Source organism: Mycobacterium scrofulaceum, from assembly GCF_001667885.1.
GTDB lineage: Bacteria > Actinomycetota > Actinomycetes > Mycobacteriales > Mycobacteriaceae > Mycobacterium > Mycobacterium scrofulaceum_C.
Map to the genome: position 1 here is coordinate 64395 of NZ_LZJW01000060.1, position 16560 is coordinate 80954.

The 16560-nt window shown below is 67.6% G+C and carries 18 protein-coding genes; 7 read left to right on the top strand and 11 right to left on the bottom strand.

What is annotated here, in order from left to right:
• Positions 1-9 precede the first annotated feature (9 nt).
• Positions 10-630, bottom strand: a complete 621-nt coding sequence (locus A5681_RS08475; RefSeq protein WP_067272105.1) for a TIGR03085 family metal-binding protein — start codon at positions 628-630, stop codon at positions 10-12.
• Between the two features lie 111 nt (positions 631-741).
• Between A5681_RS08475 and htpG the strand changes: the two genes are divergently transcribed.
• Positions 742-2676 carry a molecular chaperone HtpG gene (htpG, locus tag A5681_RS08480; protein WP_067272107.1) on the top strand — a complete coding sequence of 645 codons (1935 nt, stop codon included), beginning with the start codon at positions 742-744 and terminating at the stop codon, positions 2674-2676.
• 105 nt (positions 2677-2781) lie between these two features.
• The gene (locus tag A5681_RS08485) at positions 2782-2997 is read left to right on the top strand and encodes a hypothetical protein (protein WP_067272112.1); all 216 of its coding nucleotides are present in this window, start codon (positions 2782-2784) and stop codon (positions 2995-2997) included.
• Positions 2998-3002: 5 nt separating this feature from the next.
• Here A5681_RS08485 and A5681_RS08490 read toward each other — a convergent pair whose 3' ends face one another.
• A complete protein-coding gene (locus A5681_RS08490) occupies positions 3003-3527 on the bottom strand; it encodes a hypothetical protein (RefSeq protein ID WP_197498549.1) in 525 nt (174 codons plus the stop codon).
• Complete coding sequence (locus A5681_RS08495; protein WP_082968267.1) at positions 3518-3763, bottom strand: excalibur calcium-binding domain-containing protein; 246 nt, start codon at positions 3761-3763, stop codon at positions 3518-3520. The genes A5681_RS08490 and A5681_RS08495 overlap by 10 nt, the downstream gene beginning before the upstream one ends.
• Before the next feature lie 106 nt (positions 3764-3869).
• On the opposite strand from A5681_RS08495, the gene A5681_RS08500 reads away from it, so the two are divergent.
• Positions 3870-4892: a TIGR03617 family F420-dependent LLM class oxidoreductase gene (locus A5681_RS08500; RefSeq protein ID WP_067272123.1), complete on the top strand. Its 1023-nt coding sequence runs from the start codon at positions 3870-3872 to the stop codon at positions 4890-4892.
• On the opposite strand, the gene A5681_RS08505 is transcribed toward A5681_RS08500, so the two are convergent.
• From A5681_RS08505 to A5681_RS08515, 3 genes are all read right to left on the bottom strand, one after another.
• A complete protein-coding gene (locus A5681_RS08505; protein WP_067272127.1) occupies positions 4886-6520 on the bottom strand; it encodes an Nramp family divalent metal transporter in 1635 nt (544 codons plus the stop codon). The two genes, A5681_RS08500 and A5681_RS08505, sit on opposite strands and share 7 nt — an antisense overlap.
• Positions 6517-7845, bottom strand: a complete 1329-nt coding sequence (locus A5681_RS08510) for a magnesium transporter MgtE N-terminal domain-containing protein (RefSeq protein ID WP_067272130.1) — start codon at positions 7843-7845, stop codon at positions 6517-6519. Before A5681_RS08510 ends, A5681_RS08505 begins: the two co-directional genes overlap by 4 nt.
• Before the next feature lie 204 nt (positions 7846-8049).
• Entirely contained in the window at positions 8050-8799 is a 750-nt protein-coding gene (locus A5681_RS08515; RefSeq protein WP_067272135.1) for a sensor domain-containing protein, read from the bottom strand.
• 136 nt (positions 8800-8935) lie between these two features.
• Here A5681_RS08515 and A5681_RS08520 point away from each other — a divergent pair, with 136 nt between their 5' ends.
• On the top strand, positions 8936-9310 hold the full coding sequence (locus A5681_RS08520; RefSeq protein ID WP_067272138.1) for a bleomycin resistance protein: 375 nt from the start codon (positions 8936-8938) through the stop codon (positions 9308-9310).
• On the opposite strand, the gene A5681_RS08525 is transcribed toward A5681_RS08520, so the two are convergent.
• On the bottom strand, positions 9290-10189 hold the full coding sequence (locus A5681_RS08525; RefSeq protein ID WP_067272141.1) for a DMT family transporter: 900 nt from the start codon (positions 10187-10189) through the stop codon (positions 9290-9292). The genes A5681_RS08520 and A5681_RS08525 overlap by 21 nt on opposite strands.
• 80 nt (positions 10190-10269) lie before the next feature.
• On the opposite strand from A5681_RS08525, the gene A5681_RS08530 reads away from it, so the two are divergent.
• A complete protein-coding gene (locus A5681_RS08530) occupies positions 10270-10857 on the top strand; it encodes a TIGR03086 family metal-binding protein (RefSeq protein ID WP_067272144.1) in 588 nt (195 codons plus the stop codon).
• Positions 10858-11051: 194 nt separating this feature from the next.
• Here the strand turns inward: A5681_RS08530 and A5681_RS08535 are convergent, their stop codons facing one another.
• Both A5681_RS08535 and A5681_RS08540 read right to left on the bottom strand, forming a co-directional pair.
• Positions 11052-11444 (bottom strand): hypothetical protein, encoded by a 393-nt coding sequence (locus tag A5681_RS08535; protein ID WP_067272147.1) that lies wholly within the window; start codon positions 11442-11444, stop codon positions 11052-11054.
• A gap of 17 nt (positions 11445-11461) precedes the next feature.
• Positions 11462-12592, bottom strand: a complete 1131-nt coding sequence (locus A5681_RS08540) for an NDMA-dependent alcohol dehydrogenase (protein ID WP_067272150.1) — start codon at positions 12590-12592, stop codon at positions 11462-11464.
• Between the two features lie 140 nt (positions 12593-12732).
• Between A5681_RS08540 and A5681_RS08545 the strand changes: the two genes are divergently transcribed.
• Positions 12733-13908, top strand: a complete 1176-nt coding sequence (locus A5681_RS08545) for a thiolase family protein (protein WP_067272153.1) — start codon at positions 12733-12735, stop codon at positions 13906-13908.
• Positions 13909-14019: 111 nt separating this feature from the next.
• On the opposite strand, the gene A5681_RS08550 is transcribed toward A5681_RS08545, so the two are convergent.
• Positions 14020-14613, bottom strand: coding sequence for a hypothetical protein (locus tag A5681_RS08550; RefSeq protein WP_197498554.1), 594 nt, complete (start codon positions 14611-14613; stop codon positions 14020-14022).
• 123 nt (positions 14614-14736) lie between these two features.
• Between A5681_RS08550 and A5681_RS08555 the strand changes: the two genes are divergently transcribed.
• The gene (locus A5681_RS08555; protein ID WP_067272156.1) at positions 14737-15480 is read left to right on the top strand and encodes a 3'(2'),5'-bisphosphate nucleotidase CysQ; all 744 of its coding nucleotides are present in this window, start codon (positions 14737-14739) and stop codon (positions 15478-15480) included.
• A 135-nt stretch (positions 15481-15615) separates the two neighbouring features.
• Here A5681_RS08555 and A5681_RS08560 read toward each other — a convergent pair whose 3' ends face one another.
• Positions 15616-16521: a haloalkane dehalogenase gene (locus tag A5681_RS08560; protein WP_067272158.1), complete on the bottom strand. Its 906-nt coding sequence runs from the start codon at positions 16519-16521 to the stop codon at positions 15616-15618.
• Positions 16522-16560 lie beyond the last annotated feature (39 nt).

Sequence of the window (16560 nt, forward strand, 5' to 3'; positions counted from 1 at the left end):
GAGGCCGGCCTACAGCCCCTTGGGTGCCTCGCGGACGGCCTGCACCGCCGACGCGTCGCCGTCGAACTCGACGCGCGCCGCCCTCCCGACCGAGAACAGCAGCAGCTCCTCGGGCGGACCGGTGACCGTCACGGCCGGGCCCTGTCCCGCCGTCAGCAGCGTCTTGCCCTCCGGGGTGCGCAGCGCCACCCGGCCCGGCACCTTGGCCAGAGTGAGCCGGGCCATCAGGGGCAGGGTGCGGCGCAAGCGGGCGCTCAATTCGGGTTCGAGCTCGCGCGGTTGCCAGCCCGGCTGCGCGCGCCGCACATCCTCATGGTGGATGAACATCTCGGCGACGTTGGCCACCGGGTCCAGCAGCTTGAACGGGGAGTAGAGCGGCGGGCCGGACGCAACCTTGTCGATCAGCTCGTCCCAATCGGCCCCCTCGGCGACCTGGTTCTGCACCTTCTCGGTATGAGCGGCGAAGAACGGGATCATGATGCCGGGAGCCGCGTCGGGCCGGTACTCCCGGATGACGAGGTGGGCGGCGAGGTCCCGCGTCTTCCACCCTTCACACAAGGTGGGCGCCTCGGGCCCGGTGGCGCGCATGGTCTCCACGAGGGCGGCTCGTTCGCGTTGAGCAACAGACATCTGTTCAGACTAGGCCCGAGGTGACGGGCCCAAGCGACGCGCTGCTCGCATCTCGGTAAATTTGGAACGTCAAATGTCCGAAAGGACCCGGGAAGAGACGTAGGGAATGTCATGAACGCGCGTGTCGAGCAGCTGGAGTTTCAGGCGGAAGCACGGCAACTGCTGGACCTGATGGTCCACTCCGTCTACTCCAACAAGGATTCGTTTCTGCGGGAGCTGATCTCGAACGCTTCCGACGCACTGGACAAGCTGCGGCTGGAAGCCTTCCGGAACAAGGACCTCGACGTCGACACCTCCGACTTGCACATCGAGATCGAGGTGGATAAGGACGCACGCACCCTGACCATCCGTGACAACGGCATCGGCATGAGCCGCGACGAGGTGGTGGGGCTGATCGGCACCCTGGCCAAGTCCGGCACCGCCGAGCTGCGTCAGCAATTGAAGGAGGCCCAGAACGAGGCCGCCTCCGAGGAACTGATCGGTCAGTTCGGCATCGGGTTCTACTCGAGCTTCATGGTCGCCGACAAGGTCGAGCTGCTCACCCGCAAGGCCGGCGAGAGCGAGGCCACCAGGTGGGAATCCAGCGGCGAGGGTACCTACACGATCGAGGCCGTCGACAGTGCCCCGCAGGGGACGTCGGTCATCCTGCACCTCAAGCCCGAAGACGCCGAAGACGAGCTGCACGACTACACCTCGGAATGGAAGATCCGGAGCCTGGTCAAGAAGTACTCCGACTTCATCGCCTGGCCGATCCGGATGGAGGTCGAACACCGGACGCCGCCGGCCGAGGAGGGCGGCGAGGAGACCGTCACCACGGAAGTCGAGACCCTCAACTCGATGAAGGCGCTGTGGGCCCGCCCCAAGGAAGAGGTCTCCGAGGAGGAGTACAAGGAGTTCTACAAGCACATCGCGCACGCCTGGGACGACCCGCTGGAAGTCATCGCGATGAAGGCGGAGGGCACCTTCGAATACCAGGCCCTGCTGTTCATCCCGTCCCACGCACCGTTCGACCTGTTCAACCGCGACGCCCAGATCGGGATCCAGCTGTACGTCAAGCGGGTGTTCATCATGGGCGATTGCGACCAGCTGATGCCCGAATACCTGCGCTTCGTCAAGGGAGTCGTGGACGCGCAGGACATGTCGCTCAACGTCTCCCGCGAGATCTTGCAACAGGATCGGCAGATCAAAGCCATCCGCCGGCGGCTCACCAAGAAGGTCCTGTCCACCATCAAGGAACTGCAGTCCGAGCGGCCCGATGACTACCGCAGCTTCTGGACCCAATTCGGCCGAGTGGTCAAAGAGGGGCTGCTGTCGGACTTCGACAACCGCGAGACCCTGTTGCAAATTTGCTCATTCGCCTCGACGCACAGCGAGGAGGAGGCCACCACCCTCGCCGAGTACGTGGAGCGCATGAAGGAGGGCCAGGAGCAGATCTTCTTCGCCACGGGGGAGACGCGGCAACAAATCTTGAAGTCCCCGCACCTGGAGGCCTTCAAAGCCAAGGGTTACGAGGTCTTGCTGCTCACCGACCCGGTCGACGAGGTCTGGGTGGGGACGGTGACGGAGTTCGACGGCAAGCCGCTGCAGTCGGTGGCCAAGGGCGAGGTGGACCTGAGCTCCGAAGGCGACGAGAGCGAAGCCGAGCGCGAGGAGCAACAGAAGGACTTCGCCCACCTGCTGACCTGGATGAAGGAGACGTTGAGCGAGCACGTCAAGGAGGTGCGGCTCTCCAGCCGCCTGACGGAGTCGCCCGCTTGCCTGATCACCGACGCCTTCGGCATCACGCCGGCGCTCGCGCGGCTGTACCGTGCGTCCGGCCAGGACATCCCGGTGGGCAAGCGGATTCTCGAGCTCAATCCGAACCACCCGCTGGTCACCGGGTTGCGTGAGGCGCAAAAGAAGGCGGAGGACGACGCGGCGCTCGCGGAGGTCGCCGAAACCGCCGAATTGCTCTACGGCACAGCCCTTCTCGCCGAAGGGGGCGCGCTGGACGATCCGGCGCGGTTCGCCGAGCTCCTCGCCGACCGGTTGACCCGCACGGTGTAACCCGGGATTTGCCAGGGCCGAGCTGGGGGCGTTCGCTGCGGGCCATACCCCCAAAAGGGGGGATTAGCCGGATTGAAAAGCCGCTGGCAGGGATAATCACATCCCATGGCTGAGTTTCGCGTCATCGACCCGCGTGGGCGGGTCGTCGCGACGAAGGTTTTTGCCAGCGCGGAGTCCGCACACGCGTGGTTCATCCATTCGGTGGGCGGGAACACCGAGCTCGGTTGGCGCATGGAGGTCAACGACGACGGCCAGTGGGCCAACTTCGACGACACGCAGGGGTTCACCGCTCCGGTGAGCCACCGCCCCGGGAAGCGCTGATCCGGTCAGGGTCCGACGACGAAGCAGCGGCCGGCGCCGCTGGTGAACAGCACCTCTTGAACCGTCGACGGCGCGACGGTGGGGAAGCCGAATCGATGCACTTGTTGGTCGGCGGTGATGTCGGCGTCCTGCGACTCACTGGTGCCGTCCTTTTTGCGCACCAACGCGGTGACCTTGTCCGGCTTGGGCGGGTTCTGCGGGTCGCGGAAGTACCACACCTCGATCCCGGCGCCCGAGGAGTCGCCGCGCCACCCGTCCGCGTAGTAGCACGCCGGATTTCCCTCGGCGTCCGGCGGCGGTGGCCGGCATATCGACAGCCCGACGCAGTCCGGCGCGCTCGTGTCGGGCGTGGGCGTGCTGGACGGGGCGGTTGAGCTGGGCGGCGTAGACGGTTTCGTCGTGCTCGAACCGGAGGCATTCGGCGGTGCGGCGTGCTGCGACCCGCAGGCCAGGAGACTGGCGCAGGCCATCGAGACGACGGCGACCAAGCGGGTCGGCGCGGGCATCGACCACGCGGATGTCAGTGGCATACTTCGCACGCGATGCCGTCGCCGTCGCGGTCCAGGCCCGACCGGTAACCCGGCTGTCCGCGGTAGATCGGAGCCACGCCGTCGGCGCACGCCGCCTTGCAGTTCGGGTAGTAGACGCTGGCGCCCGTCGTCGGCGCGGGTCCGGGCGAGGTCGTCGTCGCGGGCGCGGCCTGGGTCGCAGGTGCCCCCGCAACCCCGACGACGATTGCTCCGGCGATGAGCAATCTACGAAGCATGTTGGCGAGCCTCCTGTTAGCGAAGCGGTGTTAGTTGCTGACGACTAATGAGCTAACACCGCGACGCGGTCACCGAGCAAGAGGCGAGCACACGTAGGCTCCGCTCATGCACGTCGACGCGATGACGGTCCCGCAGCCGCTACACCAGATCGGCGACCTGGCCCGGCGAACGCAAGCCGCCGGTTTCTCCGGGTTGTTGTTCACCGAGACGGGCCGCACGGCTTATCTCAACGCTGCCGTGGCGTCGCAGGCCGCGCCCGGCCTCGAGTTGTCCACCGGCGTCGCGGTGGCCTTCCCGCGCAGCCCGTTCGTGACGGCGGCCACGGCCTGGGAGCTTCAGGAAGCGACCGGCGGGAATTTCCGGCTGGGTCTGGGCACCCAGGTGCGCACCCACGTCGTCCGGCGCTACGGCGTGGCGTTCGAGCGGCCCGGACCGCGCCTGCGCGACTACCTGTTCGCGGTCAAGGCGTGCTTCGCGGCGTTCCGCTCCGGGACGCTCGATCATCACGGCGACTTCTACGACCTCGACTTCATCACCCCGCAGTGGAGCCCGGGTCCGATCGACGCACCCGACCCGAAAGTCGATATCGCAGCGGTCAATCCGTGGATGCTGCGGATGGCGGGCGAGGTGGCCGACGGCGTGCACGTGCATCCGATCGGCGAGCCCGGTTACATCGCCCGCCACGTGTTGCCGAATGTCGCCGACGGGGCGGCGAAGGCGGGACGTTCGCCGGCGGACATCGCGGTGATCGTGCCGGTGATGACCATCGTCGGTGACTCCGACGAGGAGCGTGCCAAGCAGCGAGAAGGCGTGCGCGCCAGCATGGCTTTCTACGGCAGCACCCCCAACTACGCGTTCATCTGGGACCAGGCCGGCTTCGAGGGCACGACCGCGCGGATCCGCGAGAAGCAGAAGGCCGGTGACATGGCCGGCATGGCGGCCCAGGTCAGCGACGACCACGTGGCCGCCTTCGCCACCGAGTCGACGTGGGACGGACTTGCCGACGCGCTGATCGACAAATACGCCGGAAAGGCCACGCGCCTGGTGCTTTACAACGCCGTGGGCGATCCGGAGCGGTTCGAGCGGTACGGCGAGGTGGCCCGCCGCATCCAACAAGCCCGTCAGTGACTGAGCTGTATTGCCTTGACCACCAACAGCAGTGCTCCGACGATCAAGTAGGCGCGCAGCGCGATCATGCCGAGTCGGGTACCCGGTGACCAGGTGACCGGCTCGAGCAGCGTCAGGGGCGGCATCCGCCAGGTGTTGCGGTCGACGCCGCGCGCCGGCAGTCGTGCAGCGGGCGCCGCGGGTTGCCGGCGGCCCATCCAGCGCAGCACCGGCACCGCCGCGGCGGCGAGTACCACGAGGGCCAGGGCCAGGTAGCCCGCCACCGCCACGACGTTGAGGTCGCGGAACAGTGTGGTGGCCATCAGGATTCCCGACAACAGCAGCAGCGTGCCGACGATCAGCCCGGCGACCCAGTTGAGCCAGGGCCGATTGACCCACGGGCCCAACACCTCCCGGTCATTGCACAGCAACAGCAGAAAGACGCTGGCGCTGGGCAGCAGTAGGCCGGCGAGGGCCTGCACGGCGGTGGTGATCAGCCCGAGCGGGGCGCCGGGAATCAAGACGATGGCCGCGGCCACAAAGACCATTGCGGTGTAGGACAGGTAGAACTGTTTGGCGTCGGCGAATCCGCGGTGCAGCGAGTGCTTCAGGCCGAACACGTCACCGAAGGCGTAACTGGTGGCCAGGGTGACCGCGGCGGCGCCGATGATCGAGGCGTCCATCAGCACGATCGCGAAGATCCAGCCCAGCGTCCCCCGGTGTTCGCCGAGCAGGTGCGCGGTGGCGCCGGCGTCGGTGAAGCCGCCGACGGTGTTGGTGGAGCGTGCCGCCCATTCACCGGTCATCACCAACGCCGCGGCACCGATGACGACGACGAAGGCGCCGAGCACGGTGTCGGCTCGTTCGTATCCGATGAAGCGCGGGGTAATGCGCTTGTCGACGACGTTGGACTGCTGGAAGAACAACTGCCAGGGCGCCACGGTGGTGCCGACGATGGCGATGATGAGCAGCACCGCGTCCGAGCTGACGCCGCCCGAAATGCTCGGTATCACGAAGGATTTCGCGGCTTGACGCCACTGGGGATGCGACATCAGCAGCATCGGGATCTGCAGCAGTGTCACGGCGATGAAAATGAACATGGCGCGCTCCCAGCGGCGGAAGCTTCCGCTGGCCATGATCGCGACCAGCGCCACCGCCGAGACCGGCACCACAACGTATTTGGAGACGCCGATGAATTCGGCGGCGAGGCTGATCCCGATGAATTCGGTGACGATGGTCAGGAAGTTGAGCAGGAACAGGTCTCCGACCGAGAACCAGCCCCAGCCGCGGCCGAAGCGTTCGTTGATCAGTCGCGCGTGCCCGACGCCGGTGACCGCACCGAGCCGGACCACCATCTCCTGGTTGACGATCAGGACCGGTATCAACAGCAGCAACACCCACAGCAGGGAGTAGCCGTAGTTCTGTCCGGCTTGCGCGTAGGTGGCGACGCCGCCGGCGTCGTTGTCGCCGACCATCACGATGATCCCGGGACCGACGATCGCGAGCAGGGTGAGCAGCCGGGTTTTCCAGGTGCGGGCATGCTCGGTCTCGCCGACGCTGATGCGGCCGAACGCGCCCTCGATGTCGCCCAGGTGCGCGGCGTCGAGCACCGCGCTGGGCCGGTGAATCTCTTCGCGACCCGTGGTCACAGCGCGTTACCTCCGGGCACGCGGGAGCTCTGGTCGGGGATCTCGCGGACGGGACGGGGCGCGGGCTCTCGCCGACGCCAATCCTCGGGGATGGTTGCCTCGAGCACGTCGTCGACGGTGACCACCCCGAGCACGCGGTCCTGATCGTCCACCACCGGGATGGAGTAGAGGTTGAAGTCGGCCATCAACAGCGCCACATCGGTCAGGTCGGCATCGGCCGTAACCCGCACCGGGTCGGAATCCATCAGTCGCGCAAGGGTTTCGGCGGCCGGGGCCTGCAACAGCGTGATCACGGAGACGACGCCGTCGAGCCGTTTCTCCTCGTCGACCACATGCACTTTGATCAGCGCCTCGGGTTGGATGGTGCTGGCGGAGGCGATCAGGGCCAGGGCTTCGGCCGCCGTCGTGGTTGCCGCGCATGAGACGAAGTCGACGTTCATCAGCCCGCCCGCGCTCTCGGGATTGAAGCCCATCAGCGTGATGACCTTGGTGCGCTGCGGGGCCGGCATCAGCTCCAGCACGCGCCGGCGCCGCGACTGGCGCAGGTCCGCGATCGCGTCGGCGGCGTCGTCGGCACGCATCCGGCCCAGCAGCGCAGCGACCTCGTTGTCGGGCATGCCGTCGAGGAGTCGGCTGGCTTTTTCGGGCTCCAGCTCTTCGAACACGTCGGCTTCCAGTTCAGGGTCGCTGCGCACCCGGTCGAGGATCTCGCCGCCCTCGGCCTTGTCCGCCTCCTCGAGAAGGTCGGCGATCTCGGCGGCTTTGAATTCGCCGAAACGATCCGACAGGCGCCGCACGGCATCCGAGCGAGCGTCGCCGATCAGCGGCTCGAACGCCTTCCAATCGCGGGCCGCGTGTCCGCCCGACTGCTTGATCAGCCCGAACAGCCGCGGTGGCCGTCGGGTGTCCACGCGCGTGAGCATCCATCCGGCGCCGGTGTATTCCAGCTCCACGTCGTAGGCCCGGATCAGCTCGACGTTGGCCACGTCGATCAGCCGGTGGCCCAACACGTCGGCGCGCAACAGCACCTCACCTTCGCGGCGTTCGAAGCCGCGAAGGTCAACCTTGTTCTTGGTCAACAGGACTCGGTCCGCGGCGTACTCGTCGATCGATTTGTCGCCGATGAACACCCGCCGCCCGCCGACCCCGGCCACGATCCCGGTGACGAGGGGATATTCGTCGGCGCCCTGAAGCCGCACGATCACGTCCTCGACACGGCCCACCGTTTCCCCGGCGCGGGCCAGCACCGGCGCACGCAGCAGCTGCGAGAGGTGAATCACCGGCCGCTCTCCGCCGCGTTCCGCCGCCTTCTGCGATGCGCTCATTCGTTCCTCCTCGACACCCCGCCACCGACCCTTCGAGCAGACTGCACGAACCGTGTCGCGACGTCGCGTGCAGCTACGGCTTACCGCCCGGATCGGTGGTGGCGCAAGTGTCGTCGCTTGACCGGGGTCGGCCGCAAGATCGTACGCCGGGGGCGCGGCGAGCAGCTACCGCCGACAGGTGAACGGCGGGCGGCCAGTGAGGTCTTATTGCTTGCCGATCTTCCCGGCGATTTGATTGGCGATGCGCACGCCGAGGTCGCCCGCGTCCTTGCGGCACGCGTCGACGTCGACGACGACGTTGCTGCGCACGGTCAACGCCCGCTGACAGGGGATGCTCACGTTCACGCCGTTTCGGCTCAAGGTCAGGGTTACGGTTGTGCTCAGCATCCCGTTGGTGTTCGTGACCGGTCCGACCTTCCACTGAAGTTCGGGATGGGTCCCGTCGGCGGGCACGGTGTCCAAACGGTTGGCGCAGGCGGGCCATTGCTGGGACGAGGTGGTGAAAAACGCGTTCGCTTGGTCGGGCGCGGGGAACAACACCACAAACTGATACACGTCAGGGCTTTCCAGGTCGTCCGCTCCCGGGGGAGTGGGCGCAAGGTCGTGATAGCCGTAAACCGCCGTGTACCCGCTGTCCGCATAAACGGGTGTCAGGGCCGCGTGGAGGGCGTACTTGCATTCGGGGGGAAGCGTGTAGTCGGTGCGCCTGGCTGTGTCTTCTTCCAGCGCGGTCTTGGGTGGGTCGCTGGTTGTGCCCGTGACCCCGAGCACCGAGTCGATATCGCTGGGGCTGAGCATGAGGTCGGGCAGCTGGGCCTTTTCCAGCGGAGTCTTCGACGCAGCCGTGGTGCTGCTCGTGCTCGACGACGAGGCGGCACCCCCGTCATCGTGGCTGCAGCCCGCGAGCAGTATCCCGGCGGCGGCGATGACGACTGAAGCTGTCAGCTGGCGCATGTCGAGTGCCTTTCCTGCCTGGGCAAGCGTTTTCGCGCACCCCCAGCGCGTCCCCTATTCAGATGTTGCTCCGATGCAGCGTACGTCAGCGGCCGGGCGTCGCGAGCCGGTTCGGGTTACGCGATATGTTCGCGGCGTGACCGCAGTCGACTTCACCTCGGTAGCGCCGATCGTCCCGGTACGAAATCTCGATGTCGCCCTGGATCGCTATCGACGACTCGGCTTTGCTGCACGCGCCTACGACGGGCCGGATCGCTACGGGTTCGTCGACCGCGGATCCGTATCCATGCATCTCACCGAATGGGACGAGCACGACCCGTTGCGAACCGCCGCAAGCGTGTATCTCTACGTCAGCGACGCCGATGCCCTCTATGCGGAGTGGGCGGCACTGGACGACCTCGAGGGTCGCCTGGTCCCACCGCAGGACACTGCATACGGTCTGCGCGAATTCGCCTATGTCGATCCCGACGGCACGGCGCACCGGGTCGGTTCACCCACCCGATCCGCCTGACACCGCCGGCTTTTCGTCGCCCGGCGGGGCGCCGGCGGCCTGGCTGTGGGCCAGCGCCACCGTCGCCGCCGCCATCGCCGCCACCGACAGGGCGAGTGTCACCAGGCCGATGTCGTTGGTGCGCAGCGTCTCCCCGAGCACGGTGATGCCGAGCACCGATCCGACGACGGGCTCGGCGACGGTCACGGCCGGAAGCGACGCGGTGAGCGCCCCGGCCCGAAACGCGGACTGCTCCCAGGCCGTCGCCGCGATGGCCACCACCACCCACACGTACAACTCGGGCAGGCGCAGCAGGGCGGGAATGCCACGGTCGAGCTGGTCGACCACTCCCTTCGTCAGCACCGAAAACAATCCCCACAGCGAGCCCGACATCAGACCCAGCAGCATCGCGCCGACCGCGCCGGGAAACAGGCGCGCACCGATCACGCACAAGATCAGCGCCGGACCCATGACCAACGCCACAATGGTCCAGGTATGCACAGACCCTCGCGGCGTGCCCTCCTGAGGATCGCCGACCGTCACCACCACCGCGACCGCCGCCGCCAGCAACACGGCCCAAATGCCTTGCCACGGCGTGATTCTCCGATGGTTCACCCGGGCACTGATCAGCAACGCGAACAGCAGGGATGTCACCAACAACGCCTGCACCAGCACCACCGAACCCAGGGCCAGCGCCGCGGCCTGCAACCCGAAACCGGCGGCGGCCACCAAGCTGCCCGTCCACCATTGGCGGTCGCGCAGCAGCTGGCGGAACAGGGCCGCGGTGCCAACAGGCTGGTCGGTGACCTGTTGGGCGGATCGCTGCTGGATGACGTCTCCGATACCGACCATCAGGGCGGCCGCGATCGCGAGGATCGCCGCGATATCCGTCTTGCCCAAGCGGACCTCCTGTGTAACCGGCGTTGCGACCCTAGACTTCTGGACGGTACGCGACACGGTGCTTCGAGGGGATCCACGCCATGGACGACACGAACTCCCGGATCGGCGTGCTGGCCACCGAGGCGATCGATCTGCTCGTCGACGCCGTCGACCAGATTGCCTCCGAGCGCTGGGACCAGCCGTCCAACCTGGAGGGCTGGAGTTTGCGCGAGCTGGTCGGCCACGTCACGGGCAGCGCCGCGAAGGTGGTGACCCTCGTCGAAGACGGCGAGCTGTGGGACCGTCCGTCGCAGCCTTCCGACTGGGTATGCGACGACCCGGCGGCGCGGCTTCGTGAGTTCGCAACGCGGCTGAAGGCCGCCCTGCCCGGCGCCGACCTCGACGGGCCGCGGATGTCGCCCGAAGGTGAGGTCCCGTTGCGGCGCGCGCTGACGTATCCGGTTTCCGACCTGGCCATGCACGCCTGGGACATCCATCGCTCGCAAGGGCGGCTGATCGAGTTGCCCGCGAACCTGCTGGACCTGTGCCGTGGGCTGGTGGAGTCGCTGCCGGAGCACCTGTTGCGGCGCCCGGGCGGCTTCGGGCCGGCCCAACCCGCCCCGGATGATTCGACGCCGACCGCGCGGCTCATGGCTTACCTGGGCCGCTCGGTCGACGTCAGCCCCTGAGTTCGCTTGCGGCACAGGCATTTCACAGGGGGAACACCAGCACCCGCGCCGGAAGGCACTCGGGTTGCCCGCCTCTCAGCGACAAACGTCGGTGGCGAAGCGGCCACCTAGCCCGACGAGCGGATTGTCGCTGAGAGGCGGGCACTCCGAGCATCCCCGGCGGGCTGTGGCGCATGTGACGACCGCGCCGGGCCTCAGCTATTGCGGCTGATCTTGAGCGCGGCGGCGATCATGGGGATCTGCAGCGGCAGCCGGGCGAGGGCGGCGATCCGCATCGGCCAGGGCTTGTTCCACCACAACCGGCACATGTTGATGTTGGCCGGGAACACCCCGACGAACAACACCGCCGCGGCGAGCGCGGCCAGTCGCCGGGTGCGTCGTGGCAGCAGCGCCGCCCCGACGCCCACCTCGGCCACGCCAGACGCGTAGGTGTAGAACCGGGCGCTTCCCGGCAGCTCGGCGGGGACGATCGTGTCGAACGGCTTCGGGGCCAGGAAGTGCAACGTCCCCACGCCCAGGAGCATCGCCGCGACTCGATACGCGGTCAGCTCGGTGGTGTCACGCACGGCGACTGATCTGGTTGTCATCGGCCCATTGTGTCCTGTCACGCGCGGTCGGCGTCGGTGTAGCGGATGATGCCGCGGACGTTGCGGCCCTCCAGCATGTCGCGGTAGCCGTCGTTGATCTGCTCGAGTGTGTACTCGCGGGTGACCATGTCGTCGAGGTTGATCTGCCCCAGCTTGTACAGCTCGAGGATGGCGGGAAGGTCGTGTTGCGGGTTCCCGCCACCGAACAGGCTGCCGCGCAAGCTTTTCTGCAGCAGGGTTAGGCCCGCCAGGTTGAGGATGACGTCGGTGGCCATCACGTTGCCCATCGCCGTCAACACACAGGTCCCGCCTTTGGCCGTCAATCCCAGCCATGCCTCGACCTCGGCGCCGTCACAGTGGCCGACGGTGACGATCACCTTGCGGCACATCGCTCCCCACGTGGCTTCGGCGATGGCGCCGGCGGCGCTGGCCACGTCCGCGAAAGCCTCGGTCGCGCCGAATTTCAGCGCTCGCTCGCGTTCCGATTCGAACGGATCGACCGCGAAGATGCGGCGGGCGCCGGCCAGCCGGGCGCCCTGAATCGCGGCGACACCCACCCCGCCGACGCCGACGACCGCGACGTCGTCGCCGGGCCCCACGGCCGCGCTGTGTACCGCCGACCCGTACCCGCTCGTCACACCGCAACCCACCAGACAGGCCACGTCGAACGGGATGCCCGGATCCACCTTGACCACCGACGTCTGGTGGACCACCACATAGGGCGCGAACGTTCCCAGCAGCGACATCGGAATGACATCGCGTCCGCCTGCCGTCACCCGGAACGAACCGTCGCTGACCGATGCGCCCGACAGCAGTCCCATGCCCAGGTCACACAGGTTGCGCAGCCCGACCTGGCACGGCGTGCATTTACCGCACGAGGGGATGAACGACATGATCACGTGATCGCCCACGGCGAGGTTGTCGACGCCCTCGCCGACCTCGGTGATGATCCCGGCGCCCTCGTGGCCGCCCAGCACGGGATAACTCGGAATCGGAAAGTCGCCGGTCATCAGGTGATGGTCGGAGTGGCACAAGCCGGCGGTCTCGAGCTGCACCGTGACCTCGCCGCGGCGGGGTGCACCGATCTCGATCTCCTCCACCGACCATGGTTGGTTCAACTCCCAGACCAGAGCGCCTTTGGTTTTCACGGCCGGTCTCCTGTTCGTCGCCCACCTGCTCCAGGTGAACTTAGGCCATTTACTATTGCCCATACGGTATTTGTTACGATTCGCGTCATCTGCTGACATCCGCGCTGCCGACCGCAGCCAGACCGTTCGAGGTTGAAAACATGGCTACACCCGTCATTGTCGGAGCGGTGCGGACGGCGATCGGCCGTTCCTTCAAGGGCACGCTCGTCAACACGCCGCCCGAGACGCTGATCACCACGGTGCTTCCCGAGGTGGTGCGCCGGTCCGGCATCGACCCGTCCGCCATCGACGACATCATCTTCGCCGAATCGCATTACGGCGGAGGGGATTTGGCGAGGTATGCGGCCACCGCCACCGGGATGGAGGACATTCCGGGCCAGTCGGTGAACCGGCACTGTGCGGGCAGCCTGACCGCCATCGGCAATGCCGCCGCCCAGATCGGCTCCGGGATGGAACGCGTGCTGATCGCCGGCGGCGTGCAGTCGCTGTCCATGACGCCGCTGACCAACTGGCGGATCCCCGGCCCCGAGCTGAAGTTCGAGGAGCGCTGGATGCCGCCCACCCACGTCGAGACACCGGACGCGCCCGCCAAGGACATGTCGATCACCGTGGGCTGGAACACCGCTCAGGCGGTCGGGATCACGCGCGAGGAGATGGACGCCTGGGCGGCCCGGTCGCATCAGCGCGCCATCGCGGCGATGGACGCGGGCAAATTCGTCGACGAGATCATCCCGCTGAAGGTCACCCAGTTCGACGGCTCGGTCACCGAGTTCTCGGTCGACGAACACCCTCGCCGGGACACCACCGTGGAGAAGCTCGCCGGGCTGAAAGTGTTGCACCCTGAGATCGAGGGATTCTCGATCACGGCGGGCAACAGCAGCGGAACCAACGACGCGGCCGCGGCCGTGGCCCTCGTCGACCGCGACTACGCCGCCGCCGAGAACCTCCACGTGATGGGCGCGGTGCGGGCATGGGCCGCCGCGGGCGTGGCGCCCAGGGACACCGGGCTGGGTGCCGTCAAGGTCATCGGCAAAGTGCTGCAGCGGGCCGGTCTGTCGGTCGACGACGTCGCGTTGTGGGAGATCAACGAGGCGTTCGCGTCCGTGCCGATCGCGGCGTGCCGGGAATACGGCATCGACGAGGAGAAGGTGAACTTCTCCGGGAGCGGCTGCAGCCTCGGTCATCCCATCGCGGCCTCCGGTGCCCGCATGGTGACCACGCTGGTCTACGAGCTGGCCCGCCGCGGTGGCGGCATCGGCCTCGCGGCCATGTGCGCGGGCGGTGGCCAGGGCGGCGCCGTGGTGATCGAGGTCTAGCGGCGATCGCGAGCGCGGCGAAGCCGGGCGAGGCGGGTCGCCGCCATCAGGCCTAGCGGCGATCGCGAGCGCGGCGAAGCCGGGCGAGGCGGGTCGCCGCCATCGAACCCGCTAGTTGCAGTACGTGTAGCCGATGAATTGTGTGCCGCGCGTGTCGCCGCTCGAGTAGTTGGCGAAGTGCACCGCCGGCTGCCCGTTGTACTGGGTGTTCATTTTCTGCACGGTCGGCGGCGGAACACCTTTGGGGAAGGCCAGGATCATGTCGGCGAAAATGTTCAGGCCGACCTGACAGATGGCCTCGCGCCGCGGCGGCTGCGGATTCCATGCGTGGACGATCACCGGCTCGGTCAGCTGATACCCGGCCGCGCAATTGGGGTCGCAGACCTTGAAGACGGCCGTGCCGGTGCCGTCGGCCCCCTGCGGACCCCAGGCGCTCCACGACATGTCTTGCAGCGCAACGGCAACGCTCGCGCAGCCCAACACATTCAGCCGCTTCGGCCGCTCGACGGGCGGGACCGAAAGGTTGTAGCAGCCCGGGATCGCGAAGCTCTGCGGCGGTGCCGGCTGGGCGGTGGGTGCCTTGGCGCCCTGGTCGCCCTGATTCAGCTTCAGCACCACGAAGGTGAGGATGCCGCCCAGCGCGACCGCCGAGACGATGCCGATCACGATCAGACGCCCGCGTGGGATGCGCCCCACCCGACTCAAAAAAGGAACGTTGCCCCCGCTCACGATCAACAGATTACGGCCGGAACATTCTCGAGGGGTGGTGACCGTCAGGACCGAGATGGCAGGGTAAAGTTGGTCAACACTGCCAACTTAAGGATTGTGATGGCCTTGCAGCTGACGGATGACCACGAACTGGCCGCGCGGTTGGCCACCGAGGCCGGGCGGCTGTTGCTCACGGTTCGGGACGAGTTCGCAGACGCGGAACCCAGCGAGCGGAAAGCCGCCGGCGACAAGCGATCCCACGATTTCCTGATGGCGGCGCTCGCGGACGAGCGGCCCGACGACGCGGTGCTGTCCGAGGAGGGCGTCGACAATCCGGTCCGGCTGCGCTCGGAGCGGGTGTGGATCGTCGATCCGCTGGACGGGACGCGGGAATTCTCCGAGCTCGGGCGCGACGACTGGGCCGTGCACGTGGCGCTGTGGGAGGCCGGTGAGCTCGTCGCCGGGGCGGTGGCGCTGCCGGCGCAAGGGGTCACCCTGGCCACCCCCGAGGTCGACTCGCCTCCCGCCGCGCCCGGTAAGCCCCGCATCGTGGTGTCGCGCACCCGGCCGCCCGCCATCGCCCTAACCGTCCGCGACGCGCTGGACGGGGTGCTGGTGGAAATGGGGTCGGCCGGCGCCAAGGTGGCTTCGCTCGTCCAGGGGTTGTCCGACGTGTACGTGCACGCCGGCGGCCAATTCGAATGGGACTCAGCGGCGCCGGTGGCCGTGGCCCGAGCGGCCGGCCTGCATACCTCCCGCATCGACGGCTCCGACCTCGCCTACAACCGGTCGGATCCCAAGCTGCCGGATCTGGTGGTCTGCCGGCCCGAGTTGGCGGAAGCCGTACTGGCCGTCACCCGCTGACCGTGTGGCCGCCGCGGTTTCATCGCGACGACGTTGAAGCGCAATGCATTTCGCGTGCAAATGTGGCGAGATTGATGCCAGCGCAGGAAATACGAGTGATCGCACGGTGGCGTCGACCGCGACGTCCAGCGGCGGTCAGCGCAGCGCCTGCTGCCAGGACAGAATGCGTTCGGCCAGTTCGGGTCCGGAGTCTTCCTGGATGAAGTGACTGGCATTGATGCGGGCGTGCGGCTGACCCGCGGCGCCGGGGATGTGCTTGATCAGGGGACGGTCGGCCTGGCCGAGGATCGGATCGCGGGCCCCGAAAATGGCGAGGCAGGGTTTCTCCCATTGGCCCAGGGCCTTCCATGCGGCTCTGTTGGCCGGGACCGCCGGATCGTCGGGTGAGGTCGGCACCAACAGCGGGAAGGCGCGGGCACCGGCCTGATACGTCTTGTCGGGAAACGGCGCGTCATACCCGGCCCGCACCCGGGCGGAAACGCGACGCACGGTCCCCACGGAGACAATGCGGCCGGCCGGCAGCACGGGGGAGTAGCGCGCGAACGCGCGCCAGGCGTAGAAGGCGGGTGGGGTACGTCGCTCCGCGGTCGGAAGGAAGCCGTTGGCCACCACGAGCCGCGCGATGCGGTCACCCTGTTCGGCGGCGATGCGCAGCCCGATCAACGATCCCCAGTCCTGCACGAACAGCGTCACGTCCCGGAGGTTCAGCCGCTCGAACCACGACGTCACCCATTCGACGTGCCGCTGGTAGGTGTAATCCTCGATCCGGCCCGGCTTGTCGGAGCGGCCGAAGCCGATCAGGTCGGGTGCAAGGACGCGGTTCCCGGCGTCGGCCAGCGGCTGGATCATCGTCCGATATAGGTAGCTCCAGGTGGGTTCCCCGTGCAGCAGCACGATCGGCGGCCCGTCGGCAGGGCCCTCGTCCAGAAAGTGCATGCGGAGCGGCTGGGTGTCGCTTGCCGCGACGTCAACGTAGTTCGCTACGAACGGATAGCCCTCGAGGTTTTCGAATCGGGAGTCCGGGGTTCGTAGCACATGCATATTCAGCTCCTCCGGTGGGCGGGCGCCCCTGCTAGCCTC

What these genes read in the sequence shown, in the direction of transcription:
- A5681_RS08475 (WP_067272105.1), bottom strand. Translation starts at nt 630, where the DNA reads ATGTCTGTTGCTCAACGCGAACGAGCCGCCCTCGTGGAGACCATGCGC.
- htpG (WP_067272107.1), top strand. Translation starts at nt 742, where the DNA reads ATGAACGCGCGTGTCGAGCAGCTGGAGTTTCAGGCGGAAGCACGGCAA.
- A5681_RS08485 (WP_067272112.1), top strand. Translation starts at nt 2,782, where the DNA reads ATGGCTGAGTTTCGCGTCATCGACCCGCGTGGGCGGGTCGTCGCGACG.
- A5681_RS08490 (WP_197498549.1), bottom strand. Translation starts at nt 3,527, where the DNA reads ATGCCACTGACATCCGCGTGGTCGATGCCCGCGCCGACCCGCTTGGTC.
- A5681_RS08495 (WP_082968267.1), bottom strand. Translation starts at nt 3,763, where the DNA reads ATGCTTCGTAGATTGCTCATCGCCGGAGCAATCGTCGTCGGGGTTGCG.
- A5681_RS08500 (WP_067272123.1), top strand. Translation starts at nt 3,870, where the DNA reads ATGCACGTCGACGCGATGACGGTCCCGCAGCCGCTACACCAGATCGGC.
- A5681_RS08510 (WP_067272130.1), bottom strand. Translation starts at nt 7,845, where the DNA reads ATGAGCGCATCGCAGAAGGCGGCGGAACGCGGCGGAGAGCGGCCGGTG.
- A5681_RS08515 (WP_067272135.1), bottom strand. Translation starts at nt 8,799, where the DNA reads ATGCGCCAGCTGACAGCTTCAGTCGTCATCGCCGCCGCCGGGATACTG.
- A5681_RS08530 (WP_067272144.1), top strand. Translation starts at nt 10,270, where the DNA reads ATGGACGACACGAACTCCCGGATCGGCGTGCTGGCCACCGAGGCGATC.
- A5681_RS08535 (WP_067272147.1), bottom strand. Translation starts at nt 11,444, where the DNA reads ATGACAACCAGATCAGTCGCCGTGCGTGACACCACCGAGCTGACCGCG.
- A5681_RS08545 (WP_067272153.1), top strand. Translation starts at nt 12,733, where the DNA reads ATGGCTACACCCGTCATTGTCGGAGCGGTGCGGACGGCGATCGGCCGT.
- A5681_RS08555 (WP_067272156.1), top strand. Translation starts at nt 14,737, where the DNA reads ATGGCCTTGCAGCTGACGGATGACCACGAACTGGCCGCGCGGTTGGCC.
- A5681_RS08560 (WP_067272158.1), bottom strand. Translation starts at nt 16,521, where the DNA reads ATGCATGTGCTACGAACCCCGGACTCCCGATTCGAAAACCTCGAGGGC.